The sequence below is a fragment of the Okeania sp. SIO2C2 genome (assembly GCF_010692625.1).
Taxonomy (GTDB): Bacteria; Cyanobacteriota; Cyanobacteriia; order Cyanobacteriales; family Microcoleaceae; genus Okeania; species Okeania hirsuta.
Genome location: NZ_JAAHGM010000007.1, coordinates 122,017 through 147,532 on the forward strand (window position 1 = coordinate 122,017; position 25,516 = coordinate 147,532).

Annotated in this window: 23 protein-coding genes and 2 pseudogenes; 12 read left to right on the top strand and 13 right to left on the bottom strand. The window is 36.0% G+C overall.

The window, feature by feature from the left end; genetic code table 11:
• The first annotated feature begins 271 nt into the window (after positions 1–271).
• From F6K18_RS07035 to F6K18_RS07055, 5 genes are all read left to right on the top strand, one after another.
• A complete protein-coding gene (locus F6K18_RS07035; RefSeq protein WP_287519734.1) occupies positions 272–571 on the top strand; it encodes a globin domain-containing protein in 300 nt (99 codons plus the stop codon).
• A gap of 3 nt (positions 572–574) precedes the next feature.
• The gene (locus tag F6K18_RS07040; protein ID WP_287519735.1) at positions 575–715 is read left to right on the top strand and encodes a hypothetical protein; all 141 of its coding nucleotides are present in this window, start codon (positions 575–577) and stop codon (positions 713–715) included.
• Between the two features lie 194 nt (positions 716–909).
• Positions 910–2,400 carry a cobyrinate a,c-diamide synthase gene (locus F6K18_RS07045; protein WP_287519736.1) on the top strand — a complete coding sequence of 497 codons (1,491 nt, stop codon included), beginning with the start codon at positions 910–912 and terminating at the stop codon, positions 2,398–2,400.
• Positions 2,401–2,908: 508 nt separating this feature from the next.
• Positions 2,909–3,259 (top strand): photosystem II reaction center protein Psb28, encoded by a 351-nt coding sequence (gene psb28, locus F6K18_RS07050; RefSeq protein WP_124147349.1) that lies wholly within the window; start codon positions 2,909–2,911, stop codon positions 3,257–3,259.
• Positions 3,260–4,032: 773 nt separating this feature from the next.
• On the top strand, positions 4,033–4,524 hold the full coding sequence (locus tag F6K18_RS07055) for an ureidoglycolate lyase (RefSeq protein ID WP_287519738.1): 492 nt from the start codon (positions 4,033–4,035) through the stop codon (positions 4,522–4,524).
• A gap of 296 nt (positions 4,525–4,820) precedes the next feature.
• Here the strand turns inward: F6K18_RS07055 and tnpA are convergent.
• A pseudogene (gene tnpA, locus F6K18_RS07060) lies at positions 4,821–5,224 on the bottom strand (IS200/IS605 family transposase); the annotation flags it as partial.
• A gap of 221 nt (positions 5,225–5,445) precedes the next feature.
• Positions 5,446–6,297, bottom strand: a complete 852-nt coding sequence (locus tag F6K18_RS07065) for a lysophospholipid acyltransferase family protein (RefSeq protein WP_124147351.1) — start codon at positions 6,295–6,297, stop codon at positions 5,446–5,448.
• Between the two features lie 719 nt (positions 6,298–7,016).
• Between F6K18_RS07065 and F6K18_RS07070 the strand changes: the two genes are divergently transcribed.
• On the top strand, positions 7,017–7,187 hold the full coding sequence (locus F6K18_RS07070) for a hypothetical protein (RefSeq protein WP_287519740.1): 171 nt from the start codon (positions 7,017–7,019) through the stop codon (positions 7,185–7,187).
• A gap of 138 nt (positions 7,188–7,325) precedes the next feature.
• Here the strand turns inward: F6K18_RS07070 and F6K18_RS07075 are convergent, their stop codons facing one another.
• Positions 7,326–9,020, bottom strand: coding sequence for a tetratricopeptide repeat protein (locus tag F6K18_RS07075; protein WP_287519742.1), 1,695 nt, complete (start codon positions 9,018–9,020; stop codon positions 7,326–7,328).
• A gap of 1,692 nt (positions 9,021–10,712) precedes the next feature.
• Between F6K18_RS07075 and F6K18_RS07080 the strand changes: the two genes are divergently transcribed.
• Positions 10,713–10,931 carry a hypothetical protein gene (locus F6K18_RS07080; RefSeq protein WP_287519743.1) on the top strand — a complete coding sequence of 73 codons (219 nt, stop codon included), beginning with the start codon at positions 10,713–10,715 and terminating at the stop codon, positions 10,929–10,931.
• Between the two features lie 680 nt (positions 10,932–11,611).
• Entirely contained in the window at positions 11,612–11,902 is a 291-nt protein-coding gene (locus tag F6K18_RS07085) for a Mo-dependent nitrogenase C-terminal domain-containing protein (RefSeq protein ID WP_287519744.1), read from the top strand.
• Positions 11,903–12,195: 293 nt separating this feature from the next.
• Here the strand turns inward: F6K18_RS07085 and purQ are convergent, their stop codons facing one another.
• Both purQ and purS read right to left on the bottom strand, forming a co-directional pair.
• On the bottom strand, positions 12,196–12,885 hold the full coding sequence (purQ, locus tag F6K18_RS07090) for a phosphoribosylformylglycinamidine synthase subunit PurQ (RefSeq protein WP_287519745.1): 690 nt from the start codon (positions 12,883–12,885) through the stop codon (positions 12,196–12,198).
• Positions 12,886–13,117: 232 nt separating this feature from the next.
• The gene (purS, locus tag F6K18_RS07095) at positions 13,118–13,429 is read right to left on the bottom strand and encodes a phosphoribosylformylglycinamidine synthase subunit PurS (RefSeq protein ID WP_287519746.1); all 312 of its coding nucleotides are present in this window, start codon (positions 13,427–13,429) and stop codon (positions 13,118–13,120) included.
• A gap of 80 nt (positions 13,430–13,509) precedes the next feature.
• Here purS and F6K18_RS07100 point away from each other — a divergent pair, with 80 nt between their 5' ends.
• The gene (locus tag F6K18_RS07100; RefSeq protein ID WP_287519747.1) at positions 13,510–13,893 is read left to right on the top strand and encodes a Fur family transcriptional regulator; all 384 of its coding nucleotides are present in this window, start codon (positions 13,510–13,512) and stop codon (positions 13,891–13,893) included.
• A gap of 180 nt (positions 13,894–14,073) precedes the next feature.
• On the opposite strand, the gene F6K18_RS07105 is transcribed toward F6K18_RS07100, so the two are convergent.
• Both F6K18_RS07105 and F6K18_RS07110 read right to left on the bottom strand, forming a co-directional pair.
• Complete coding sequence (locus F6K18_RS07105; RefSeq protein ID WP_287519748.1) at positions 14,074–15,042, bottom strand: SPFH domain-containing protein; 969 nt, start codon at positions 15,040–15,042, stop codon at positions 14,074–14,076.
• A gap of 29 nt (positions 15,043–15,071) precedes the next feature.
• Entirely contained in the window at positions 15,072–15,536 is a 465-nt protein-coding gene (locus tag F6K18_RS07110) for an NfeD family protein (RefSeq protein WP_124147359.1), read from the bottom strand.
• 313 nt (positions 15,537–15,849) lie between these two features.
• On the opposite strand from F6K18_RS07110, the gene F6K18_RS07115 reads away from it, so the two are divergent.
• Positions 15,850–17,805, top strand: a complete 1,956-nt coding sequence (locus F6K18_RS07115) for a serine/threonine-protein phosphatase (RefSeq protein WP_287519749.1) — start codon at positions 15,850–15,852, stop codon at positions 17,803–17,805.
• A 511-nt stretch (positions 17,806–18,316) separates the two neighbouring features.
• Entirely contained in the window at positions 18,317–18,538 is a 222-nt protein-coding gene (locus F6K18_RS07120; RefSeq protein ID WP_287519750.1) for a ferredoxin-thioredoxin reductase variable chain, read from the top strand.
• A 167-nt stretch (positions 18,539–18,705) separates the two neighbouring features.
• Here F6K18_RS07120 and F6K18_RS07125 read toward each other — a convergent pair whose 3' ends face one another.
• The 3 genes from F6K18_RS07125 to F6K18_RS07135 all read right to left on the bottom strand — a co-directional run bounded on the left by F6K18_RS07125 (position 18,706) and on the right by F6K18_RS07135 (position 20,805).
• Complete coding sequence (locus F6K18_RS07125; protein ID WP_287519751.1) at positions 18,706–18,948, bottom strand: hypothetical protein; 243 nt, start codon at positions 18,946–18,948, stop codon at positions 18,706–18,708.
• A gap of 692 nt (positions 18,949–19,640) precedes the next feature.
• Entirely contained in the window at positions 19,641–20,435 is a 795-nt protein-coding gene (locus F6K18_RS07130) for a YdcF family protein (RefSeq protein WP_287519752.1), read from the bottom strand.
• 13 nt (positions 20,436–20,448) lie between these two features.
• Positions 20,449–20,805, bottom strand: a complete 357-nt coding sequence (locus F6K18_RS07135; protein ID WP_287519753.1) for a hypothetical protein — start codon at positions 20,803–20,805, stop codon at positions 20,449–20,451.
• 174 nt (positions 20,806–20,979) lie between these two features.
• On the opposite strand from F6K18_RS07135, the gene F6K18_RS07140 reads away from it, so the two are divergent.
• The gene (locus tag F6K18_RS07140; protein WP_287519755.1) at positions 20,980–21,132 is read left to right on the top strand and encodes a hypothetical protein; all 153 of its coding nucleotides are present in this window, start codon (positions 20,980–20,982) and stop codon (positions 21,130–21,132) included.
• Positions 21,133–21,647: 515 nt separating this feature from the next.
• Here the strand turns inward: F6K18_RS07140 and F6K18_RS07145 are convergent.
• The 3 genes and pseudogenes from F6K18_RS07145 to F6K18_RS07155 all read right to left on the bottom strand — a co-directional run.
• Complete coding sequence (locus F6K18_RS07145; RefSeq protein WP_287519757.1) at positions 21,648–23,255, bottom strand: helix-turn-helix domain-containing protein; 1,608 nt, start codon at positions 23,253–23,255, stop codon at positions 21,648–21,650.
• Positions 23,256–23,716: 461 nt separating this feature from the next.
• Positions 23,717–24,208 carry a helix-turn-helix domain-containing protein gene (locus tag F6K18_RS07150; protein WP_124147368.1) on the bottom strand — a complete coding sequence of 164 codons (492 nt, stop codon included), beginning with the start codon at positions 24,206–24,208 and terminating at the stop codon, positions 23,717–23,719.
• Positions 24,209–25,177: 969 nt separating this feature from the next.
• Positions 25,178–25,436: pseudogene (locus F6K18_RS07155) on the bottom strand (transposase family protein); the annotation flags it as partial.
• Between the last annotated feature and the right edge of the window lie 80 nt (positions 25,437–25,516).

The window sequence follows — 25,516 nt, forward strand, 5'->3', positions numbered from 1 at the left end:
TACCTAAAGTTTAATTTCATACCTCAAATCAGCAACACCATAAGTAAGTAGGTGGGAAAATTTACAACTACGTCATTGCGATTGGAGCAGAGTGGAAGGAAGCAATCTCAAGGATATGAGGTGCATAAACATTTCGTTACATAGTGACGTTTATTCGCGCCTACCTGCTTATTTTTTTTGACTTTATATGTATAAAGAAAAAGTTGATTTAATTCCATAACAAATTATCGAAAGGTAAAATTATTTTGGTATCAAATTATTAACAATATATATGGTCAGTCAACAAACAATCAATATTGTCAAATCTACCGCACCAGTGCTGAAAAAACAGGGAAAACAAATTACTACTCGGATGTATGAAATAATGTTTGAAAATCATCCTGAAATCAAATCCCAGTTTAATATGTCTGCTCAAGCTGATGGATCTCAACCTGCAAAGTTAGCTACTGCAGTTTATAGTTATGCTGCTCATATTGATAATTTGACTGGTCTAAAATCAATGGTTGAAAAAATTGCTCACCGCCATGTGCAAACTCATGTACTACCGGAACAATATCCAGTGGTGGGATAATGTATGTTGCAAGCTATGCAGGATGTTTTGGGAGAGGCAGCTACGCCAGAAGTTATATCTGCTTGGACAGAAGCTTATCAGGCGTTGGCAGAAGTTTTTATTCAACGAGAGCATGAAATTTATGAAGAGGAAGGTGTTTCCTGATTTCAATTTTTGGCGTTGCTGACTGGTGGGTATGATTTGATAATTTTGTATTTGGGATTTTTTATTTTGGATGGTTTGAACTACTTGTTAATATTAACTTTTCCCTGTTCCCAGTTAAGTGTTCCCTATAAACCTACTTTCATACCTTAATTCAGCAATGCCCAATTTTTTTAGTTAAAAAGACGGGGGATATATTGAGTTTAATAGTTGCGGGAGAGCGTAGTGGGGTTGGCAAAACAACTATTACGTTGGCGCTACTGTCTTATTTAAAGTGGCAAAATTTGCAGGTGCAATCATTTAAGGTGGGACCTGATTATATTGACCCGATGTTTCATCAATATGTTACGGGTAAGTCTTGTCGGAATTTAGACCCGGTGTTGACTTCCGAGGTTTATGTGCAGCAATGTTTTGCGCGAAATATTCAAGATGTTGATTTTGCTTTGGTTGAGGGGGTGATGGGTTTATTTGATGGGGTAAGTTTTGCTCCCCCCTGGCCTGCCTTAGAAAGGTTTGCTCCCCCCTGTCCACCCTTTTTAAGGGGGGTAGAAGATGAAAGTGGTAGGTGTTTTCCTGATTTTGCTTCTACTGCTCATATTTCTCGGTTGCTGAATGTACCTGTATTATTGGTGCTTGACTGTAGTCGGTTATCAGGTTCTGTGGCAGCGATCGCTCATGGTTTAATTTCTTTTGACCCTAATATTAATTTTGCTGGTTTGATACTCAACCGGGTCGGAAGCGATCGCCATTTACAGTTACTTCAAAATTCCCTTAAATTTATAAATTTACCTATACTTGGGGTTTTGCGACGACATCAAAATATTACTATTCCTGACCGACATTTGGGTTTACTTCCTACCGATGAAATGCCAGATTTAGATAATTTAATTAATGATTTGGCTGATTTGGCAAAAACTTGTTTTGATTGGGAGAAATTACTACCACTTTTAAAAATTCAGAATGAGGGGTCTCAGCACTTTTTATCTAGCCAAGTTCCCCCTAATAACAGAATACATTTTCCACTATCAAATGTCAAGAATATTGAGAAAAAAAAGTCGCAATTTTTGATAGGAGTAGCTCGCGATCGCGCATTTAATTTCTATTACCAAGATAACCTAGATATTCTGGAAGAATTAGGAGCAAAAATAGTATTTTGGAGTCCCCTAAAGGATGAAAATTTACCTGCGGGAGTAAAAGGTTTATATTTTGGTGGTGGATTTCCAGAAGTTTTTGCCCAACAGTTAAGCGCAAATATTTTAATGAGAAAAGCTGTTCAGAAAGCAATTATTTCTGGAATGCCAACTTATGCTGAATGTGGTGGGTTGATGTATTTATCTCAGGCAATTATTGACTTTAATGGTAAGTCTTGGGAGATGGTAGGAATTTTACCAACTACGGCAGTAATGGGTAAAAGTTTAAAGTTAGGATATCGGCAAGCAATTACTAATATAGATACTCCTTTATTAGCAGCAAATACACAAGTTTATGGACATGAATTTCATCGTTCTGAATTAACTGAAGCACCCCCAATACCTCTATACAAAATGTGGCGAATTGATGAGGATAAAAATCGAAGCAAAGCAACTGTTGAAGGTTGGAATTTTTATCAACTTCATGCTTCCTATCTTCATATTCATTGGGGGAGTAGGGTAGATATTCCTCGGCGATTTATTAATAATTTTGAATAGGAGAGAAGGAAGAAAGAAGAAGGAAGGACTGAGGTTAATTTTTTTTGTCATTGCGACCGACAGGGTTTGCGTAGCAGTCCGGAACGGAAAGCAATCTCAAATCCTAATTTTTCGTACCTTATATAGAATTCGGTTATACAGTGTATGTTCATAATTCTATAATTACTTCAATATTCAATCTCCCCATCTCCCCATCTCCCCATCTCCCCACCCCCCTATCTCTCCCAACTATATAATAAGTATTCAACCAGATTTTATATTATGCGTAAGTCCTGTTAAATGTATTGTAGTGTGGGCATCTTGCCCGCGATGGGTGTACCTCACCAAAGTGGAGTCTGCTGTATGTTTACTTCTCTGTACGGATGTTGCATGCAACGTCCCTACTCCCCTGCTCAATAAAATATAGAAATAATATAATCTCTCCTTCGACTGCTATATTCCTCACTGTCTACTTTTTTTTTGGTAAAATAATCACTGTTTAATATTAATATTCAGCTTGAGAAATAAAATGACAGTATCTGTGGAATTTATTGAAGGATTGAATGAGAAAATTACAGAAGTTAGTCTGAGAAAACGTCGTAACTCTGACACAAAAATAGTTGTACTAATGTTTGACCGTCTTCAAGCTACGGAAAGTTTTCGTTCCTTCACTAATAAAATAAATAAATTATGGTTGAAAGACGAGGAAGGAAATATTGAAGTTGCCCCTAGTGGGATTAAATTTTTGTCTGCTGATGAAAGTGATTTTTCTCAAGTAGAGTGTTCTTTTGAAGTAGAATCAGAGGAAAATTTTGAGAGAGTGATGCGATTTTTACACCGTTATGCTGAGGCGAATGGTTTTGAATTTAAGTCTAATTAAGTAACTTTGAAGAAGGAAGAAGGAAGAAGTAGATGGGGATAGTAAACGACATGAATTGGCGTGTCTTATCATACCATTTATCAAAAACTTTTCTAGATTTTCTTGAGTAGGGGACCCACCCCTAACCACTCCCAGGAGGGGAAATAGGGGAGTGAGGGAGTAGTAAACATAAGAGTAATTAACATTAACTTGGCTTAAATTAGCAAAAAAAAATTCGGCCTGTGTTAATTACTTAATAACTGAAGTCTTACTTAAGTATAGAATTAATGCATGGGAATTGGTCTGAGACCAAACAATTTGAAGCACCCCCTGTAAGGTGAGGTATTATACCATGTTCGGTAGAACAGTTATAATAGGACTTTGTAGTTTTGCTTGAGCAATAATACTAAGTATTGTAAGGGCTAAAGCCTAACTACAAACAAAAAATTTATTATAATATCATGTCCGGATAATTAGTTATAAAAAAACTTTCTCCTTCAACTCCAGTTGTTCTTCTTTATTACCTCTTTCCTCCTGACTCCTGACTCCTGAATCCTGACTCCTCCGTAGTTATTTATTTATCACTGTTTAACCGGACATGATATAAGTAATTATCCGAACATGATTAAACCCGCCACAGAAAAGATACAGTAGATTCGGTCGTATAAGAAGTACAGATATTAATGATTAAATGTTACCAGTGTGGGCATCTTGCCCCCTATGTGTGTATCTCACGCCTGGTCAAATCTACTGTAAAAAAAAACTTGTATAGCTAAATTTTATAAAAATCAAAAATGAGTAAATCAATAGTAGTTAAACAACTGTTTGCCCAAGAAATTACACCAGAGAATTTTCGACCTTTTGGACAAGTAATTTGGGCAACAGGAGATGATAAACAATATGACCAAGACGATGCTCAATTAAATTTAGAAAATGGTACGCCACGATTCTATATTATGCGGTTACTTGGAAAAGACCGAAAATTTACTAAAATTACTCGTCATATAAAATGTACTCAATGTTTGGGTTCCCTAGAAGCTAAGGAATGGTTAATGGCAGTTGCTCCACCTTGTGTAGAGAATGCACCAAAATTAGAAGATGTAGTTGCTTTTAAAATTCCCGGGAATTGTTTTATTAAATTAGAGGTGGGAACCTGGCACGCGGGACCATATTCAGATTATGAATTTGTAGATTTTTACAACTTAGAATTGAGTGATACAAATGAGGTAGATCATTTTACTCATAACTTTGCTAAAAGTCATAATTTAGAGTTGGAAATTATTTAAGATTATTCTCCTTTTATGAAACCCTTGTAGGGATATTTCATGGAGTGTTCCTAAATTCTCTTGCACAAGATATTTAAATAGGTTTATTTCGTGGACTATCTACAAGTTGTCGGCGACAGTATTGGGTATAATAATATAAACTATTGTCAATATTTACTCATAAGAAGAATTAAATAATATGAATCAATGTCCGATATGTCATACGAAATATACAGAAGAAAAAGTTAATTATTGCTCCACTTGTAATTGGGATTTTACTCCATATCCAATTAGATTCGGCAATTCCCGACAGCAAATTAAATAGGTGTCGATTGATCTTCAACATATTCCTTTAATTGCTCAATAGTTACACCTGGTGCAGCTAGCAACAAAATCAGAACCCGTCCACAGTACAGGTTTCTTGTAAAACCTGGCTAGGTAATCATAAAATTCCCTCCTGATCAACCTACTAGAAAAAGTTTTGAGATTTGCTATAAATTTGCTCAATTGAACTTTTGGGTTAAATGTGATTAATAAGTGTACATGGTCAACTTCACCATTAAACTCTACTAACTCACATTCCCACTTTTGACAGGTTTGATCAAATATTTTGTTCAATTGCTGTAGTATCTCAGAAGTAATTACTTTTTTTCGGTAGAAGAGTGACAAATACAATATGAACAGTAAGAGAGTAAACAGACCCAAAACCTTTATTATAGTTACTTGACATGATATAGCAGTAAATGTAAAATCAAAATATGATAATTACTTATTGCTATAAAATCAAGCCCACTTCAGTTCAATTATCTCTGTTTTAAAAGCTCCCGTTATAATCTCCGATTTAACGGGAGAGAACTTCACTAACTTTTCCCAGTTAAAACCAGAGTCTTTTGTTCAGAAAGAGAAGGCTAAAATTTCTTGGGCAATGAAATCAATACTAAATTATGAAGTTGATAACACTAATTGGTCTAATTCTTGTTGCATTCTAGTTATAACTCGCTCATAACAAGCATCAACATAATCGCGATCACTAGCTGCCTCACGTCCATAACGCTCAAACACAATGGGAGGACAAACCCGAGTATTAATTTTTACTGGCAAAGGGAAATTAGGTAAAGGCCCAATAGCTAATCCCCAGGGTAATCCAATATAGATAGGAAACACTTCTGGATCGAGACTAAATAACCAAGGCAAACCCCATTCATGGAGCTGTTTCACTTGTTCATAAACATCTGCCAGCACTATTAAAGTATCGTGGGCACCATTAGAAATCATTGGCACAATCGGTACCTCTTCACGCAAAGCCAACTTAATAAAGCCTTTACGTCCAGCAAAATAGATTTTATCTCGCATAGAATGAGGACGGAAAACATCTGGGCCACCACCAGGATAAACAGCCACAGAGGCATTTCTTTGGAAAGCAGCGATCGCCATTTTCGGATGTGCTCTAACTGCTCCACATTGTACTGCTAAGGGGGTAGTAGGAAAAACTGACCAGGCATTCTGGTGCATAAGTCCATAAACCAAACGCTCTGTACCAAATCTTTTAAACCAGTCATACATACACATATGCATATCTGGAGCGGGTAAACCACCATTATGAGAGCCAACTATCAGGATTTTTTCATCTCTAGGAATATGATGCCACCCATCGGTTTGAACTCGAAAATAATAACGATAAAACCATTCCCATAATGGCATCAAAGATTTAATTACTTCTGGATCACGGTCATCTAAAGACCAACCATCATAAGGTTGACGAGAGTTTTGCTTATTGACAGTAAACACTGGCATCTATGAATATGAATTTGTTATTTTACTCGTAATTCTAATAATTATATCTTAGAATTAGAGAGCATCTATAAAAAAAATGTTAAGGCAAGGAAATTAAGAACAAAAAGGTGAGAATTATAAATATGTAGTTGAGACTATGTAGGCTTTTATATTTGTATCTAAACAAATAAAATTCTTTTGTACGGAGGCTCTATAAAACCTCCCTATTGGTTTGATAATATTCCTCGATCAATTGGTATTATACCAATTCCTAAAAATAATGCTATTTTTATTGAAAACTTCAGTGATATGCTATTATCCCTGCAATTTAAAGATAGTATCTAAACCGGATTTAGTATAACTCCAGTTGATCAAAGGTTGATAATTTTTCTGATATCCAGTGTTCTCTCTTTTCATAAATAAGCCATTTTACAGGATTTAGTTGATTGTGAAACCGTATTTAACCATATTTTTAATTGGCATAATGCAAGTATTCAAAAGTTCGTAATTTCTCTACTTCATTTGTGCAAAATCCCTACTTTAATAATTTTGTACAGTTAAGACATTTTTCTCTAAGTAAATTTATCTATAAACTGATATTTCGGTAAATTTTTGATGATATAGATCACTATTCAGTTTGTTATTTGTCACAGTTATATTTTTACGGAAAAGAGTTAATAGAAGTTGTATCTATAAGTATGGATTTTAATTTTATGAGTAATTTTATGAGATTAATCAAAATGAATAATAATACATCTAAAGAAGCACAACAAATTCCCAAAAGTTATAACAAAGAACAGATGAATGCAATAGCTAAAGCTATGATTGTCAGTTTTGCTTGGTCTTGGGCAGATTTATTGCAGGAAAATAAATCTAAAAATAACAATACTATTGGTAATACTGCTTCATAACTAAATATTCTGTAGTGCAAGTATTTTTAGACATATGAATACAATATGTCATAAACTAAAAAAAGCCAAATTAAATTAGTTTTGCTAAACCCACCTAATATTCTTTTTAGGTGGGTAGTATACTCAACATTTTTTAAATTAACCTTGCATTCTTAACTGATTTTTTCTATTAAGTGCTTCTTGGTAATTAGGCTTAATTTCCAAAGCTATATTGTAAGAAATAACTGCTTTTTGAATATATCCTAATTTTTCCAAAATTAATCCTCTTTTAAACCATATTTGATGATTGCCTGGTCTTAAAGAAACTATTTGGTCGTAGGCAGCGATCGCTTCTTCATACTGCTCTAACTTTTCCATAATTGTAGCTAGTTCTGACCAAGCTTGATAATTATTAGGCCAAATCTTAATAGCTCGATTATAACTCATAGCAGCCTCTCGATCATTTCCCATTTTTGCTAAACATAATCCTCGTTGCAACCAAGCATCAAAATTATCAGACTGTTTAGCTATGACCAAATCATAAGCTGCTATTGCTTGAGAGTATTTTTGTAACTTTTCTAAAGCAGCTCCTCTTTGTAAACCAACTTTAGCAACAGAAACTCCTTGTTTTACACTCATTTCTATTACTTTATCATAAGCGGCTAATGCTGCTTCGTACTGCTGGAGTTTTTCTAATGCTTCTCCTCGAAAATTCCAAGCTTCTAAAAAATCTGGTTGGGTAGCAATAGCATTCCCATAGGCAATAAGAGCTTCATTGTACTTACTAAGTGCCATGAATGCTTTGCCTCGACCTAACCAAGATTCTGGATAATTAGAATTAATTGTAATTGCCTGATTAAAAGATTCTAATGCCTCATCATATTTAAATAAATCTAATAAAGTATGACCACGACTAATCCAAGCTTCCGGTAAATTAGGATTAATATTAATTGCTTTATCAAAACAAGCAATTCCTCCTTCTTTCCAATGATTTTTTAAAGCTAATCCTTTATAAAACCAAGCTTCATAATCATCTGGATTTAATTTAATTACTTTATTAAAAGAAGAGACTGAATCGTGATATTTGTGTAGTTTACTTTGAGCAATTCCTCGGTTAAACCAAGCCAAATAATTATCAGGTTGTAATTCTATTGCATGGTCGTAACTAGCTACTGCTTCAGCATAACGGTAGGTTTCAACTAAAGCTAACCCTCTATTTAGCCAAATATGATAATTATCAGGTTGCAATTTTACAGCACAGTCATAAGCAGCTAATGCTTCAGCATATTTTTTTACACTTAATAAAGCTTGCCCTTGGGCATACCAAATTTCTCCCATCATCGGTTGTATTTTCAGTGCTTTTTTATAGCAATGGATGGCAGATTGGCACTGTTTAAAATCAGCTAAAATAATACCTTTATTGTACCAGAGTTCATAATTATTTTGGTTGACTTTTATTCCTTTGTCAAAGCAAGCGATCGCTTCTTCATACTGCTTTAAATTAGATAATACAACACCGTAACAATTCCAAGCTTCATCATCATTTGACTTGATAGATAGCGATCGCTTATAAGCTTCTATTGCTTGTTCATATTTTTGTAGTTTATAGAAACAATGACCTAGTTTTAACCAACCTATAGCCCAGTCTGGCTTGATTTTAACGGCATTTTCGTAGTAGGATATGGCTGACTCGTATCTGCCCATATTATACATTCTGTTGCCACGGTCATATTCTGGAAATGCAGAAAATATACTAAAAATTCCGTTAGACCCGGAGATGTTTTGGCTATTAGTATTGTCTAATGTTGTTAAAAGTGTCAATTTTTGGGATGATTTAAAATCAGTTTTGGTCATAATTTTTTTTCCTTAAGCTTGATAGAGTCTATCTCAAAATAGTATTATATCTTGTACATTTATTTAAAATCTACCTAGATGGTCTAAGTTTCACTAATCTATATATTTATATATCTTCAGAACAAAATGTAAACTATAGGTTTAGAAAAGCGATAGTCAATAAGTCAGGAGTTTAGAATAGCAACAGCAAAAGTGCTTCGCCCTTGCTGCTATATTAAAAAGTCTGTGTGAAGTGAAGTAATATCATGTCCGTTTAATTAGTTATAATAAAATTCTTAGGTCGTAGGTCTGAGGTCGTAATTTCTAGGTGTAAATTCAAGTGAAAACACTGGAAACGGAGCACAAATTTGGGATATTACTTCAATATCGCTAATATCGCTTCAATAGAACATTTTTAACTTAATCATTCAGACATAGTATAATTCTGAAAGCAAACTATTTTTGAGTAATATCAAATCTGTTTAATTGCATATATTAGGAGAAGGAAGAAGGAAAAAAGAAAAATCTTGTATTGTCTGAGTTTTAAGCTTTTGATAGTCAAATACAGTAATGGTGACTACTATAGATCCAATGTGACACCGATATGGAATAGTAAAATTTCTAGCAATACTGAACATTTAAGGGTTTAGTATCCTCTACTGAGTTTGATATAACATCAAGACTGCAAACAAAAGAGGATTTGAGCAAAGTTTCACTACAAAAGAAAAAAACAAGGTTAGGTATGGCATTTGCTCGCGCACAACTACATTAACACGGAGCGTTGCGTCAGCAGTATTGCCCATCAAATTGTCACAGAAGAACATGGCGATGAGATTACCTGCGATTCTACACTTGGGTAAGGGACAACATTTACAATTTTTTTTAACTATATTTATTACCATATATGTTATTTTTTTTCAACAGCTTTGATATAATAAAAACTAATTAAATTTATATAAAATATTTATACTTGTGAATGATTAAGACGCGACAATTAGGTCGATTGGTGTAACAATCAAATAGGTGACAAAAACAGGTTAGCTATTATCCACTTTTAAATAAAGAGCTTAAAAGCATAACTAACCTATTTTTAGGCAAATTTATTTGCCTGAGCAATCTTAGATGTTTCTTTATGTTGTTCTGAAAATTGGAACTAGAGACTTTAAGTAGTAGGTCTCTCAAATATATTACTGCGGATCATTTTAATACAGGGGGGGGACATCACCTCTGTCAAAATTGCGGTCAGGGTTTCCCGGGCTGAAAAGTCTTGCGTGGTCGCGTAAGCAAAACGTCGGGAGTATATCAAATTTGTTGATGCCATGGAAAATAATTTAGTCTGAATACTTCTGCTGTTGAGGACAGTAAAAATTACTTACCAGAGAATTGGGTTTAAAGCCTCGCCCATAAGCGGGCGACTTCTCATGTTATTATAAGATTGGTTTCAACACCCGCCTTGTCTCATAAATACTGTCGAAAAAAAGATTAGGTTGAAACTCCTTCAGTTGAGAGCTGAACTTGGGAAGCTTTCAGCTCAATGAGCAGTTTGCGCCTTGAAGGCACAAATAAACCCACAAGAATTTTTGATAAGTCGCGGGAGGGCATTCCGAGACTCTAAACGGACGTGGAGGCAAGCATAAGACTACTGTCAAAGTAGCAGCAAGCAGCCTAAGAAGCGTCAACCCACCGAAGAGCTAAGGCTCAGTAGGAATCTCCGTGCCTTTAGGCCGGAGAGGATGTCAAAGCATCCTCAGACTATTTGCAATCAACCCCTCTGGTCACTTAGACCTCTCCACATTAGTGTGTGAGGAAAAATTGTACTGGAAAATCAAAAGTCAATATCTTGAAGAAGTAGTCAGGAGTCAGGTAGAGAAGCCATCAGAAGAATGCGACCTATGGAATTCTCACCCTACCAAGCGCATTTACAGCGTGTAGATGGTGAAGTCTTAAACCCATAAGGGAAAAGATAATTAACTTTTGATTTTTGCCAATTAAATTAATCGATCATAACTATTGACATATTACTTTTCCGGTAAAGTAAAAAAATTCACTGTAGAACTCTTATAGAACCCCTAAACGGATCTATTTAAAAATAGAGAAGGAGATGGGGAGATGGGGACCAACCCCTAACCCCGACCGTGGAGGGGAATTTGGGGAGATGGGGAGATGAGAGTATTTTTCTACCTGCAAGGAAAGCTACCAAGTTTGCTATTGGGCGACGCGGGGTCTCATCCGCTTTTTCCCCATTCTCGTTCCTGAATTTCCACAACTTCCTCAGGCTGAGGACGGAAGCCAAAAGCACATACTGCGTCCAAAAATACGCTCAGGGGTTCTATAGAGACCTAAACGCAAGTATTAATTTGAGAAAGCGAGTGTGTAATTCTGAGGTCTTCTCATAATGTAAGACACACTTAAGATATGCGGTCGGATTTACTGTGAATGCCTGTGGACGGAGTGCTGCCGACAGTTCCGCAAGAAGCAGGAAGTAAACATCATAGCTGTCAATCGATGTGACGCTTTGTATCAGTTTTATAAAGCAGTCTTGAGACGCTATGCAAAATCTAGTAAAAACAGGGGTATAGATAAAGCCCCAAAACATTAACATTCTAAATACTATGACTGCTCGTATGTATACTACAGTACCTAAATTTCAGCCATTAAAACCCTTGCAACAATGGCTAGATCATATAGAAATTAACAATCCCAAATTAGCAAGATTTCTGTGCCAGTTAATTCCCAGTCAGTGCCCTTTTGAGCGCGATATCACTTTTTTTGGTCATATCTTGTTTCATATTCCTCCCATGTGCAAACTTAACCCTCTTTATGATGAATTAATTGGTTTGAGGTTTAGAGCTTTGTGTTATTTAGCGGATATTTGTGGAGAAGATGTTACCTCATACTGCTAGTCTTGGAAGCAATAATCAAACCCATTTTTACCAATAAATTAGGTCCAAAGCCTCCCCTTGAAAGGGGATAAAAAAGGAAATTTCGGATTTTCTTACCTCCCTATTGCAGGAGGTACTGTTAACTAATAACTGATAGTGTAGCTCCTCTGTAAAGAGGCTAACTGATAACTGAAATGACCGCTTTTTATGTTGGCGAAAACCGAAAAGGCAAAGCTTTCCCAGTTAAAAATTAACCAATTGAAATCAACTTTTATTCTATGGGAAAGCTATGAGATACTTGACTGTAGCTAAATTCAAACCACAGCCATTAATAATCCCTTAAATAATTTGATGCCATCTGTATCACCTAACATTGGGTCTGATGCTCTCTCTGGATGAGGCATCATTCCCAACACATTGCCTTGACGGTTGCAGATCCCAGCAATATTATTAAGAGATCCATTGGGATTAGCTACTTGACTAATTTCACCATTTTCCGTACAGTAACGAAATAAAATTTGACGATTATTCTCTAATTCTTTCAACGTTTCTGTATCAGCATAATAACGACCTTCACCATGAGCTATTGGTAAACGAATCACTTCTCCTTTTGTATAAGTAGATGTCCAAGCAGTATCAGAGTTTTCTACTTTGACCGGAACTCGATTGCAAATAAAATTTAATTGCTGATTTCTGACTAATGCTCCTGGCAACAGTCCTATTTCTGTCAATATCTGGAAACCATTACAGATACCTAATACTAACTTACCTTTTTGGGCATGAGCAACAGTTGCTGCCATGACTGGAGAAAAACGAGCGATCGCTCCGCATCTGAGATAGTCGCCATAGCTGAAACCTCCAGGGATAACTATTACATCGAGACCGGAAATATTTTCTTCTTGATGCCAAACCATGCGAGTTGGTTGACCTAATAAACTTTGAGTTACCCAAGCTACATCCCGATCGCAGTTGGAACCGGGAAACACAATAATACCAAACTTCATATTAATTTCAATGATAGTTGCTATACTCTGAAAGTGTGAGACTTCAGGTGTTATTGCAGATTTTTCAAGAGTACTATGCACTAGCAACTAGGTCTAAAACTCCACTTTCACAACTGATGTCCACAGTTTCACCTAAAATCTACCACCTAAAACCTAGCACCTTCTTTGACAGTTTCCATTAAACATCTCCAAAAATCAAAAATAAAATCAATTCTGATCCATAAATTATCAATTATTTCTCCATGTTGCCTGTTGCCTGTTGCTTGTTGCCTGTTGCCTCTTTTCTGGAGATGTCTATTAAATCAAAACGATAATTTTCAATGACAGGATTAGCTAATAGTCGATCGCAGATTAATTCTAGTTGTTCCTTAGCTGTTGCTTCATCGGTTGCCTGAAGCATCAACTCAATATATTTACCAATTCTAATTTGTTCTACATTGTCATATCCCATCTGTGCCAACCCAGATTTAACTGCAGTACCAGCAGGATCTAAAACAGATGGTCTTAGGGTAACATATATATGTGCCTGATATTGTTTTGTCACGAGATTAAAAAATATTAGATTTCAACTGACCACGTTAGATATTATCAGTTAAGTTCTATTCATAGTTAACCACATTGGCCATGAAATCCAATCGTACCCGGTCTCAAGAGCGTATTTTAAAGCTATTAAAAATCCAGAAGCGATCGCTATCTGCTCAGGATATTTATTCAGCACTGCGCGGATGTGACCAACCTCTGGGATTAGCAACAGTCTATCGTTCTTTAGATGCCCTCAAACAAGAAGGGGTAGTGATTGTCCGGACTTTGGCCAATGGCGAATCTGTATATAGTTGCTTACAGCAAGACCAACATCATCTGACCTGTGTAAAATGTGGGACTTCTATTCCTATTTATGAATGTCCTGTCCATAATTTAGAAAATAAATTACAGAAGTCCCACAAATTTAAGATTTTTTATCACACTTTAGAGTTTTTTGGACTTTGTGACCGTTGTACTTTAACTTGAAGAAGGAGTCAGGAGACAGAAGACAGGAGACAGAATAAATTGCATGGGGATAGTCAACGACCGGCCACTTCATGTCTTAATAACCCCAAATAATTGTAGACACCGGGGGTGATGATGGGAATTTATACCCCATAAAGCTTCCTGCCAGGAGACAGTTCCGATGAGCAAAGCCAAAAAATTCTACTGACTTTGAACTGAATGTTTGCCATCTGCCACAATGGAACGCATACCTTCCAAAGTTGCTGGAATATTTCGGGGGTCCATGAACATAACTTTACTACTGTCACTACTACCAATTTTCTGACCCATATCCAAATAGTTTTGAGCCAATAAAAATTGGAGTGCTTCTTTAGCATTGGGGTCTTTATGGAGGGTTTTAGTAATAATTTCTAGTGCTTCTGAAGTTGCAGAAGCTCTTAATACTTGAGATTGACGTTCAGCTTGAGCTTTAAGTACAATTGCTTTTTGTTGTGCTTCTGCTTCTAAAATAGTTGCTTTTTGACGAGCTTCAGCATCAAGAACTTGTGATTCTGCTTTACCTCTAGCAGAGTTAATAGCAGAATCTCTTTCCCCTTCTGAAGTTAAAATTGCTGCCCGTTTTTGTCGCTCCGCAGTCATCTGTAATTCCATAGAATCTTGTACTGCTTTGGAAGGGCTAATATCTCGTAATTCTACCCTAGTTACTTTTACTCCCCAAGGGTCAGTAGCTATGTCTAATTCTCTGAGTAATACCTCATTAATTTCTGTGCGTGCTGTAAAGGTTTGGTCTAATTCTAATTTACCCATTTCTGCCCGAATTTGAGTTAGAACTAGATTAACCATTGCAGATTTAAGGTCTTCGACTTTGTAGTAGGCTTTTTCCAAATCCATAATCCGCCAATAAACCACAGCATCTACACTAATTGCTACGTTATCTCTAGTAATACATGGTTGAGGTGGAATATCTAATACTTTTTCCCGAATTGTTTCTTGATAAGAAATTCTATCTAAAAATGGGATAATAAATTTCAAACCAGCATCTAATTTTCTGCCATTATATTTACCTAAAGTTTCTACTAAAGCTTCATTTCCTTGATTAATAACTTTGACACTTCCGGCTAGACTTGAACCACCTAAAGCTAAAAAGACTAACAAAAAAAACTTTTCCATTTTTAATCTCCTAATTATCTAATTAGTTGTTATCTCAATTGACTTTGGTGAGGGAGATAAACTGAAGAATTTAATAAATTTTCTGGCAGTACAAATAAAGTATTACCTTCACGTCTAACGACAATAACTTTTTCATGAGCAGCGATCGTGCTACTTTCATCGTCACATTTTGCCCGCCAAGAATTACCTTCATAAATTACTCGACCAGGCTGGCCTGGTAATATTTCTGTTAAAGTTTCTGCTTCCTGAGCATCTGCAATAGTCGCCACTGTATGATTGGGCAACAGGCGACGGAAGGCAAGAATAGAAGCTACAGAAAAAATCATCCACAAGGCCACTTGTACGCTAATACTAGGAATTAAGAGGGACACTCCTGCCACAACAAAGGCACTTAGTCCCATCATAAATTCAACAAAGGCTGTGGGTACGAGGAGTTCTAAAAAACAAAGAATTGACCCAGCCAGTAACCAAAATATCGTTGGATTTAATAGCATGGATAAATGGGAGTGGTGAGGTTAAATTTATGAGTGATTTTTCAGTAAAATTACTGTAGTTTGCTTTCATCACTAGCTAAAATTATTTCTTGACAAATAGTCAAGTATATAATTTATTTTATTCTGAAATTTATGAAGATAACTTCTATCTCAACATATCTTTGCGTCTTGACACAAAGAAATTCAGTTTGGAACCCTCCTAAATTATTTATCAACACCGAAAAAAACAATTCCTTATATAAATTCTCAAATTAATATTTCTAGTTTAATTTTTAATTTTTAATTTTTATTTTTTAAATATTGAGTTAATAAAATGTCTTCTACCCCACTAATTCATTGCCCAAATATTAACTGTCCTCATCCGGCCAATTCCTGGGGTCGTCAAGAGTGCGAAGCTTGCCAAACTCAATTAATCTATCGCTATTTATGGGCTGTTGATGCCGGAGTTGAGATTCCTGTTGGGGAGTTTCTGGGCGATCGCTACTATGTTGTAGCTCCACAAGTTTGGCTGGATACTAAACCTGCTCAACCTCCTTTTATGTATGAGGAGTTACCAAATAATATAACGCCATATTTACATTTATATCCCTATAAACTCCATACACCAGGGTTATATGGTTTTTATCAATATGGAGAAGAAGCTTATCCTAGAGACATTCTGTTGTTAGACAATGTTCCTCTAGACTCTCAAGGTCAGTTGTATCCTGCTTTTGTAGAGGCTTGGCCTACAGCAACTCCTGTACGTCAAGTTTACTGGTTATGGCAAATAATGCAGTTATGGAAACCTTTATCAAAAGAGCGCATGGCTTTCAGTCTTTTGACAAATAGTTTAAGGGTCGAAGGTTGGCGGTTACGACTATTAGAGTTGGACTTACAAAACCGTAACACTAAACATAGAGATTTAAGGATTTTTTGGTCTAATTTGATTCCTACTGCTCATACTCATATCCAACAGCCATTACAAGAGATTTGTCAGATGATTGGAGATATTGGGGAATCTCTGGAGGCGATCGCCCCTAAATTGAACCAACTCCTATTGGAACAGGCGGCCAAATTACCATTAAGTGCAGAAATAGTAGGAGCTACGGATACTGGGCCTGTGCGTCTCCATAATGAAGATTGTTGTTATCCAACGGAACAAGATTTAGCTAGCAAGCAATTGGTGCCCCATTTAGCAATGATTTGTGATGGGGTAGGTGGCCATGATGGTGGAGAGGTAGCTAGTCAACTAGCAGTACAGTCCATTAAAAGATTAGTACAAAATCTATTGACAGAAGTAGCCCAACAACAGGATTTAACATCACCAGATTTGGTAATGAAACAACTTGAGGAAATTATTCGGGTAGTCAATAACATGATTGCCACTGAGAATGATGAACAAGGAAGAGAGTCCCGACAACGTATGGGTACAACATTAGTTATGGCGCTACAGTTGCCCCAACAAGTAAAACCTTCTCTAGAATCAAATCCGAATAATGCCCATGAATTGTACATAGCTAATTTGGGAGATAGTCGTGCCTATTGGCTAACTAAAAATGCTTGTCAATTGTTGACTGTGGATGATGATGTGGCTTCTAGGGAGGTGCGTCTCGGTCATTGTCTGTATTGGCAGGGATTACAACGTCGTGATGCGGGTGCCCTGACTCAGGCTCTTGGTACGAGGGATGGGGAGTTTATTTGTCCCACTATTCAAAGATTTTTGATTGAAGAAGAGGGTTTATTGTTATTATGCTCGGATGGTCTGAGTGATAATGATTGGGTTGAGAAGTCTTGGACTGAGTATACTCCTGGGATTTTTCGAGGTGAATTTTCTCTCAAGCAGGCAGTTGAGTATTTGATTGAGTTGGCGAATGATAAAAATGGTCACGATAATACTTCGGTGGTGCTTGCCCACTATCGTATTTCTCCAGAACAGTTGATTTTATTGAATAATCCTACAGCAAGACCTCTGGAAAAGGAGGTAATGCCAGAATTATCTGAGGCTTCTAAAGCACTTCTTTACAGTGATGATGATGAAGTTTCGGAGCTTAAACCTGAAGCTGACCTGAAGTCTGGCCCTGATTCTGAGGTGGAGGCTATGCCAAAATCTCCAAGGTTAAAACCGTGGATGTTTATGGTTGGTTTATTGTTGATATTATCTGTAGGGGCATTTGTAGCGGTGTGGCGCAATTGGGAAAATTTTCGCTCAAATCCTAATGATGCTCCTGCATCTTCGGAAAGTCCAATGATACCTGAGCCTTCGGAAGCTCCTATTTCTCCTGATTCTTAATGTTTAATTTTGGACTTATAGCTGAGATACTAATTTTTGTCGCTCTTTTTACCTCTTTTCAATGTTCTCTGTCCCCTAGCTCCAAAATATTTTCTGCACAAGTCAAACAGGACTGCTATATAGATTAATTGATAGTAATTTGAAGTTTAATATTATGTTTATAGTTGATTAAAAAATTGTTCAACGTGAAATTGATGTAGATTTAGGGTTGGTTTTATGAAAGAATAGGAAGATTCTTAAAGCTAGTGTAATTTATTCTTGGAGTTACATTAGTTAAAAAGCGTTTCCTGACGGAATGCTTCCCTACGGGATGCTACGCAAACGCAAACAGCAATTGGTGTATTCAGCTTAGATTTTACTAAAACTGAGAGAAATACAATTTAAAAAGGGATTTAAACCCCTCTTAAATTATTCGGCTTCTACAAGGGATTTCAATCCCAGCTGATAGCTGAAAGCTTTTAGCCCAGAGCTAGTTAAATTTCTAGGAGATGATAGTATAAGGTTTTAATATATGAAAGTAGGCGATCGTGTTCGCGTTAATAAATCTGTTGTTGTTTATATTCATCCTGAAAATAGAGGACAACCATTCGATCTTAAAGATGAGGAGGGAGAAGTTATTGGTATTGTCAATGAATGGAAGGGCAGACCAGTTAGCGCTAATTTACCCATTCTTGTCCAATTTACAAAAAAATTTAAAGTTCATCTGAAGGAAGAGGAATTAGAACTTATATAGCAGAAGGACGAAGGCTTTAGTTATCTAGGAGAGAAGGAATCAGAAAAAATATGGCGTTATCTGAGTTTTAAGCTTTTGATATGTCCGCGCCCTTTCCTTCGACTACTATAGAATAACTGAAGGTTAATACTAATAGGATTTATGGGGCATTGTCCCCATTTATTTTCCTATTTTTTGACTTTAGGGTGAATTAATTGCAAGAAAAAACCTAAAATATTAATATCACTCCGCATTTTTTGTAGTTCTTTTTGGTGTTGTTCAGCTATCTCATAATACCACTGACAATAATTTTGAAAATCTTCTCTATATTTTACCTCGTGATAAAATTCCTGAGTAGTTTGAGAAATTTGAAAAATTTCTGTAGCAGGTGAATTTGTTTCTGGAAAGATGCTTCTTAATTCTGGAGGCATTGATATTCATTCCTAAATAGTAAAGATAAGTAAGAAAAAACAGAGAAGGGGTAAATTGTATATTTTATCCCTTAATTCAAATACATAAGTTGATATAAAAATTAAACCTTTTGTTTATTCTAAAAATTGTTAAAAGCATCTGGTATAACTTAGCAAGATTTTTTCTCTGTTGACAAAAAATAAGGTCTCAAGCCTCTCCTTTGAAGGGGATAAAAAGCGCTTGTTAGCGGAGCTTCCCGAAGAGTGGGATGGCGTTAGCGGAGCGGGTCTGCAAGAACGGGTTTCCTTGCCATATCCAATCGACCAAGGGAAAGAAAATTCTGAATTTCAAGCCTCCTGCTTAAGCCGGAGGTACTGATAGCCTAGTGGGAATTAAACATTTTATGGTCGAAAAATGGCACTCGTGTCAGTCTAGATCAGGAAATTGCGTCAATGCACTAAAAATCCCTAGAACCCTTGGTAATTAAGAATTTCTGCTTTTTTGAGGTAAAAGCCTTTTCCTATATATATTTGAGCCTATTTTCTACTTCTATTTTGTGTAAGTCCCACTAACTCCTCTGTAAAGAGGCTAACTGATAACTGATAACTGAATTGACTATTCCCTAAAAATCCACAATATCTTGCAATTCAGATAATATTGCTATATATTAAATCCTTTATTCTATCCTAACTACTGACTACAAAAAAATATATTATAACCACCCTCGCAGACGATATACTATTATACCTATATATTCTTTTAAAGCTTTAGTAGAATTTTGTAAATTTGCAGCATCAGGAATAATATTTAACAGAAAACCTTGCCAACTATCTTGTATTTCTTGTAAATCTCTTTCAGTAACTAAAAAATCTGTTGGGGCAGGAATTACTGTTATTTGCTGTTTTTTGAAGATCGACATCGAACGTGGAGTATGCAGTGCTGAAGTTACTAACAAGACAGTGCCATTAATGCTATTTTTCTCTAAAATTTGTTTAACATTAACAGCATTTTGATAGGTATTTAAAGAATCAGTATCTTGTAAAATTGCTTTTTTTGGTACTCCCATAATTTCAGCAATTTCTGCCATATCTCCAGACTCGGGGTTCCCTCCATCTTTCCAATCAACTCTACCCCCACTGAATATCATTAAAGGTGCTTTACCCTGCTGATATAATCTTACTCCATGTAAAATTCGATCGCCTGCTTCACTAAAATCTACCCAAGGTCGGGGTGAATTTGCAGGTTTAATTCCACCACCTAAGACTACAATTGCTTCTGCTGAAGGTAATTCTTTCGGCGGTAAATTTTGCCATTCTAAGGATTTAATAAGTCCTTGAGAAATCCACGAATTACTAAACATAAATGTTACTGTAAATGCCAGAAAAATTACTAATGCTGACCATTTAGGATTCCACCACAATAAAATAAAAGCTATCAGCATTAGCAAGCAAGATAACCCCAAAGGATAGATAAATAAAGGGAGTAATTTAGAAAAAAACAAAAACATTAGAAGTGAAAGATTAGTATTTTTTTCGAGATTTTTGATATCTTCTGGAAGAAACTTGACTTGACCTTGAAAGCCAACTTAAGATAGAAACACCGCTACGTTCTCTAGGTGTTTTAGGCCATGTTTTAGGTGGTTTTGGTGGTTTTGGTGGTTTTGGGGAATCTATAGGTTCAGTATTTGTTTTCTCTGGAATTTCTGGTCTTGATTCTATTTGTGACCAATACCCTAATAAACCAGCAGAAATGCCTGCAATTACACCCAATACAATACTTAATTTTATTGTATATTCTAGTAGGCTAAAGCTAATGCTGAAAAATAGAGAAACTGCTATTCCTGCAATTAAGCCTGTTGATATTGATGGTTTATTCATGCTTTGGCCAAGGCATTAAGTGATTGATGTTGGAAAAATTATATCAAGTCTGCTTAATTCAGCATATTTAATTGATAACGTGAGAAGTCCCACCCCATTAAAGCACTTTTCATTTAAGTAGACTACAAAATTTTTTTTGCGCACGACAGTAGGAAGTTTAGGAGAGATAGGTAGATGGGAAGACCTGGAGTGGAAAAAACTGTGAGTAGTGGTACTTTGATATTTTTTACAGCGAAAATGCCTTCAAAGCTAGTAGGGGCAAGGGAAATACGTTGCTCTGGCTCAAAATGGCTCAAACCTAGATACATCAGGAAAAAGGTTGGTTAAATGTCAAACCTAGACTATATAAGGGTTTGATGCTGTTCTTAACATATTTTTTGCCAAAGTACCGGTAGGAAATAAACCGAAATACATCCTCTCTCTTGGTCAATTGGATATGGCGAGGTCTCCTCGTCATATCTCGACCGCTTTCTTTTAATTGGAGCTGAGGTAGTAACAGCTGACATCATTAGGTAATTTGTCCCAAGTTCAATCAATACCATTACCGTTGCAGGACTGCCGAAAAATGCTTTGGCCAGTTTACTCTTCTATCTATTTGAAAACCGCTATAAGTTTTTCAAATTGTAGCAGTCGCTATTACTGTATTTGACATATCAAAAGCTATAAAACGTCAGACAACGCCAGATTTTTCTTTCTTCCTTGTCTCCTAGATAACTAATCACCTAGATAACTAAATGCCTTATTCCTTCTGCTATATCTATAAAGATAGGGGAATCGCACTTTGGGATTTGAATGATGCGGACTGCCCCTTATTTAATTCAATCATGACGTTAAATTAATCATTACCCTCCCAAACCTAAAACATTCTGTAATAGCATTTGGTCTTCACCTTTAAGTTGAAAGCGTCCACTCTCAATATCTCTAATCCAACTTTGACTTTTTCCAAGCATAGTTGCCAATTGTCTCTGACTTAACTGCTGATTTTTTCTAGCAGTCATAATCTGTTCCCCACAGATCGCAGCAAGCTTTTTTGTTCTTTTACGCTTATTAGAATAGCGTAGCTTTTGTTTTTCAAAATCTGCTAAGTGTTTATCCCATTCTTCGGGCAATTTAAACCAGAGGATACGAGCATTTAATAACATATTCCACTTACCTCTGGGGCCGTTATCTGTTAGTCTTGTATTTTTACTACCGTCATCAATCCAGAAATCTAAAGCTTCTTCACCATCATCAGGCAGAGCAGCTAACTTTGCCCACATTGGCTGAATTTCCTGGGGGTAAGTTACAGGGTCAAATTCGGGTTTAAGTCCATAGTGATTGAGAACTTCCAGATCACTTTCAAAAGTTCTAATTAGTCGTTTTCGATCATCCCGACAAGAAGATGCTCGTATCACTTTTTGTTCGCCATAAGCTACTCGCATTAGGGTAGGTACAGTCAACCGTTGTTCCCTACCCATTTTGGTTTTAAATAATAACCATAATAGCATTCGAGCAGTACCTTCATGTTGCTGCCAGATACTCATTACTGTAGTTAATATCGACTGAGGCAAAATACCGTATTGATAAAATGCTTTGCCCTGCTTGCAACCTTCTCTGTTGAGGAAATACTTAGTCCAAAGACCAGCTTTGACTCTAAAGGTAAGACCAACAAGATGTTTAGATCCTGTAGAATCTTCAGAAAAGTGATGTTGAATGTCTAAGATATGCCATAATTGATCTTCTGGTAATGAGAACGCATTAATTCTGCCCTGCTGAGGCCAATCAATAGTAGTACTAATATTACAAGGTTGTTGAGCTAGGTTTTTAATTAAACTCAGTTTAGTTGCTTTCGATAAGTCTTTGCGTTTTTCTAACCCTAAGTACCTTTCAATTTGTTGGTCATCGATCACAAATTCTTGCTCCCATGGTTTGTCAATCACTGCTGCATGGGCAGCATAAATTAGGTGCAGACAAGCTGCTCTGATATCCATTGCTGGCATATCTGTGACTTTGATGACATCATCATTGATAATTTGAGATGAATACTCCACATCTTTGATGCTGAAACTGATTGAACCCTGACCTTGCTTAATAGAACGTTGATAAATCAGTTTACCTTCTGCATTCACTGTCCAAGGTAATGATTCTCTCTGCGTCAGAATGTTGCAAGCTTCCCAGATCGCGATAGAAGAAGCAAAAGGACTATGCTTGCCATTGGGAAATAAATTAGAGCTTGTGGGTATTCTTGTCTCAGCTTTATATCTACCTTTTTTAGCTTTGGTGGGAACAGGACTACTAATAGAACAGTGAATTACGCACTGAGGTTCTTCGTAATAACCCTCACAGCTATTACATAGTTCAGGATTAATGGAGTATTTTTCATCTTCTATAGTTATTGCACCTGTTGGGCAGTGGATTTGGGGTACACAGGTGCCACATGAGATACAGTTTTCAGTCATTTTGTGAGTCATAACACCCCCCTGTTATTGCTGTTGAGAAGTTTGTGTTAGTAATACTACTCGTCATCTGTAAGTTGATTTAGCTGATTAATCATAGTAATGTCCTGATTGCTATATAACTAACTATACATGGAGTGAAGAACTCAAATCTTTTGTCTGTTGTTGATTTAAGTATTTTCACTTAAGCTTAATTGACGCTTTAATAATAAGAATTAATATTTCATAATTTTTTTAGATTAGATGTTCATAATAAGCAAATTAATATTCTTTTTATTTTTTATAATTGAGTAATTATAGGATTTTTATAGTTATACATTTAACTTGCAATAGTTAATAACTATAATTATTATTTTTTTACTAATTTATAGTAAAAAACATTAAGGAAAAATGCTAAATAAATATTTTTAAGGTATATTTATCCGCATTTAACTCCATAGATTAACTGTTCATATTTTCATAATTGAGATGAATGCCTAACATTCCAGTTTGTTTTTTGTAGTATTTACTCGATGACTAACTTGTAATCTACCTCTGGGAAGGAGAATATTTTTTTGTTTAAGAATTCTCCTAACTTGAGTACCACTAATTTTGATTCCTGTTTTTTCAGCAAGATAATTTGCTAAACGTTCTCCACTCCAGTGTTGACATTCATAACCGAACTGATGAGGAGATTTTTTGCTGACTTCTACCAATAACTGAATGTACTCTTCTGTAGCTTTACGAAAGTTACCATGCTCTCGTTGATCTCGTAAACTATCTAATTGGTCTGGGTCTCCATGTACACACCAATAAGCAACTGTTCTATAAGAACAACCGATAAATGCAGAAATTTCTGAATAAGTTTTTCCGTCATTTAATAGGAGTAACATCAATACTCGTTCTCGGAAATGAGAGCAATTACCTTCTTGTAAGGCTTTTTGCAATCTTTTCTTTTGCATTGAACTAAGAAAATCTTTAGCAGGCATAACAGCTACCTCAGTTTAACAACTTAATGCAACTTAGCTGCACTATATATATAATTCGCTTTTTGACACCCTCTAAATTGAGAAGATGACCTACGACTCCAAACTCAGACAAAAGTTTGCCTATTGTAGTCTGCTACCCTATAATTCAAGTAAGATTGAGTAAAATTCGTGCTTAGTAATTGAATGGTTATGACTTCTTCTATAGAAAGCATGAAGAACCGGATTTAACTTAACCCTATATTTTTAACAGTTAATCTGGCCACAACTAGACATAAAAATATAAGTTTGTCTTACCAGATATATGGTTACTGCTAATAAAAATATATTACTTTTTTGTAAAATCTTTTCCTGTCAAATAATTAACAGTTTATTCTCTGATAATTAGAATTACTAAATAACTCTCGCATCTTTAGATGTGTAGATACTCAACCGTTCTTAGAAACCTAGGATAATCTATAGAAATCTATGATTGATCTGTTCTGTTCCTGCTTCACTCTGGCAGTGTCGGCACTCACCAGTCCACAGGCTGTCACGGACGTTTGCTGCGCAACGCTAGCGCGAAACGCGGAACGCGGAGCGTAGCTCTCACTGCCCGCCATAGCTAAATTTAACGCTGCAAACAAGTCTCATCGCAGCTAAAATTGTAGTGTTTGCAATTTGATTACGCGCTCTGATCAAGACAGAGATTCTTTAACAGTTCCACACCTAGAGCAAGTTTTAGAACTAGGTTTTACCCTACTCCAAAAGACGAAAATTTGATGCTCAGGCAGTGGAGTTATTTGTGCAATGTGCCATGCCCAAGCGTATGATTCAAACAGGTAAGCCCAAAAACTACAAAGTTGAAATCTAGTTAACTCCAACTAAGGTCATTGTCGCGTTGGCGGAGCAAGTGCGGCAGTTATATCGCAACATTCTAGTTATTTGATTTACTGACTGAATCCATGATCAAAAACATTGTTGTAATTGTTACGGGTCTAAAGGTGCAAAAACTCTGGCAAATGTATCGTGAGATGGAATTCCATTAGGCAGTTCTAAAAAACTTTTTAGTCATTTACATTTAGATTCACCATAAGATTCTATATCTATCCACGTATCTGCACCACAAATTACAGCACAAATAGTAATTGTAATAATATCAATTAATTTATGATGTTTGGTTCTATCTACTCTTGGGTATTCTAGTTCACTAAAATACTCATAAATACTCTTTATTTGGCTGGAGTTTCATTGTTAAATATTATTATTCTTACTAGAATAATAATATTTTATAAATATCTAATATTCAATTTTAATTAGTTTTTTTTAAGT

What these genes read in the sequence shown, in the direction of transcription:
- F6K18_RS07040 (WP_287519735.1), top strand. Translation starts at nt 575, where the DNA reads ATGTTGCAAGCTATGCAGGATGTTTTGGGAGAGGCAGCTACGCCAGAA.
- F6K18_RS07110 (WP_124147359.1), bottom strand. Translation starts at nt 15,536, where the DNA reads ATGCTATTAAATCCAACGATATTTTGGTTACTGGCTGGGTCAATTCTT.
- F6K18_RS07150 (WP_124147368.1), bottom strand. Translation starts at nt 24,208, where the DNA reads ATGCCTGCTAAAGATTTTCTTAGTTCAATGCAAAAGAAAAGATTGCAA.
- F6K18_RS07065 (WP_124147351.1), bottom strand. Translation starts at nt 6,297, where the DNA reads ATGCCAGTGTTTACTGTCAATAAGCAAAACTCTCGTCAACCTTATGAT.
- F6K18_RS07035 (WP_287519734.1), top strand. Translation starts at nt 272, where the DNA reads ATGGTCAGTCAACAAACAATCAATATTGTCAAATCTACCGCACCAGTG.
- F6K18_RS07100 (WP_287519747.1), top strand. Translation starts at nt 13,510, where the DNA reads ATGAAATCCAATCGTACCCGGTCTCAAGAGCGTATTTTAAAGCTATTA.
- F6K18_RS07145 (WP_287519757.1), bottom strand. Translation starts at nt 23,255, where the DNA reads ATGACTCACAAAATGACTGAAAACTGTATCTCATGTGGCACCTGTGTA.
- F6K18_RS07070 (WP_287519740.1), top strand. Translation starts at nt 7,017, where the DNA reads ATGAATAATAATACATCTAAAGAAGCACAACAAATTCCCAAAAGTTAT.
- F6K18_RS07105 (WP_287519748.1), bottom strand. Translation starts at nt 15,042, where the DNA reads ATGGAAAAGTTTTTTTTGTTAGTCTTTTTAGCTTTAGGTGGTTCAAGT.
- purQ (WP_287519745.1), bottom strand. Translation starts at nt 12,885, where the DNA reads ATGAAGTTTGGTATTATTGTGTTTCCCGGTTCCAACTGCGATCGGGAT.
- psb28 (WP_124147349.1), top strand. Translation starts at nt 2,909, where the DNA reads ATGACAGTATCTGTGGAATTTATTGAAGGATTGAATGAGAAAATTACA.
- F6K18_RS07085 (WP_287519744.1), top strand. Translation starts at nt 11,612, where the DNA reads ATGACTGCTCGTATGTATACTACAGTACCTAAATTTCAGCCATTAAAA.
- F6K18_RS07125 (WP_287519751.1), bottom strand. Translation starts at nt 18,948, where the DNA reads ATGCCTCCAGAATTAAGAAGCATCTTTCCAGAAACAAATTCACCTGCT.
- F6K18_RS07055 (WP_287519738.1), top strand. Translation starts at nt 4,033, where the DNA reads ATGAGTAAATCAATAGTAGTTAAACAACTGTTTGCCCAAGAAATTACA.
- F6K18_RS07120 (WP_287519750.1), top strand. Translation starts at nt 18,317, where the DNA reads ATGAAAGTAGGCGATCGTGTTCGCGTTAATAAATCTGTTGTTGTTTAT.
- F6K18_RS07130 (WP_287519752.1), bottom strand. Translation starts at nt 20,435, where the DNA reads ATGTTTTTGTTTTTTTCTAAATTACTCCCTTTATTTATCTATCCTTTG.
- F6K18_RS07135 (WP_287519753.1), bottom strand. Translation starts at nt 20,805, where the DNA reads ATGAATAAACCATCAATATCAACAGGCTTAATTGCAGGAATAGCAGTT.
- F6K18_RS07075 (WP_287519742.1), bottom strand. Translation starts at nt 9,020, where the DNA reads ATGACCAAAACTGATTTTAAATCATCCCAAAAATTGACACTTTTAACA.
- F6K18_RS07140 (WP_287519755.1), top strand. Translation starts at nt 20,980, where the DNA reads ATGGGAAGACCTGGAGTGGAAAAAACTGTGAGTAGTGGTACTTTGATA.
- F6K18_RS07115 (WP_287519749.1), top strand. Translation starts at nt 15,850, where the DNA reads ATGTCTTCTACCCCACTAATTCATTGCCCAAATATTAACTGTCCTCAT.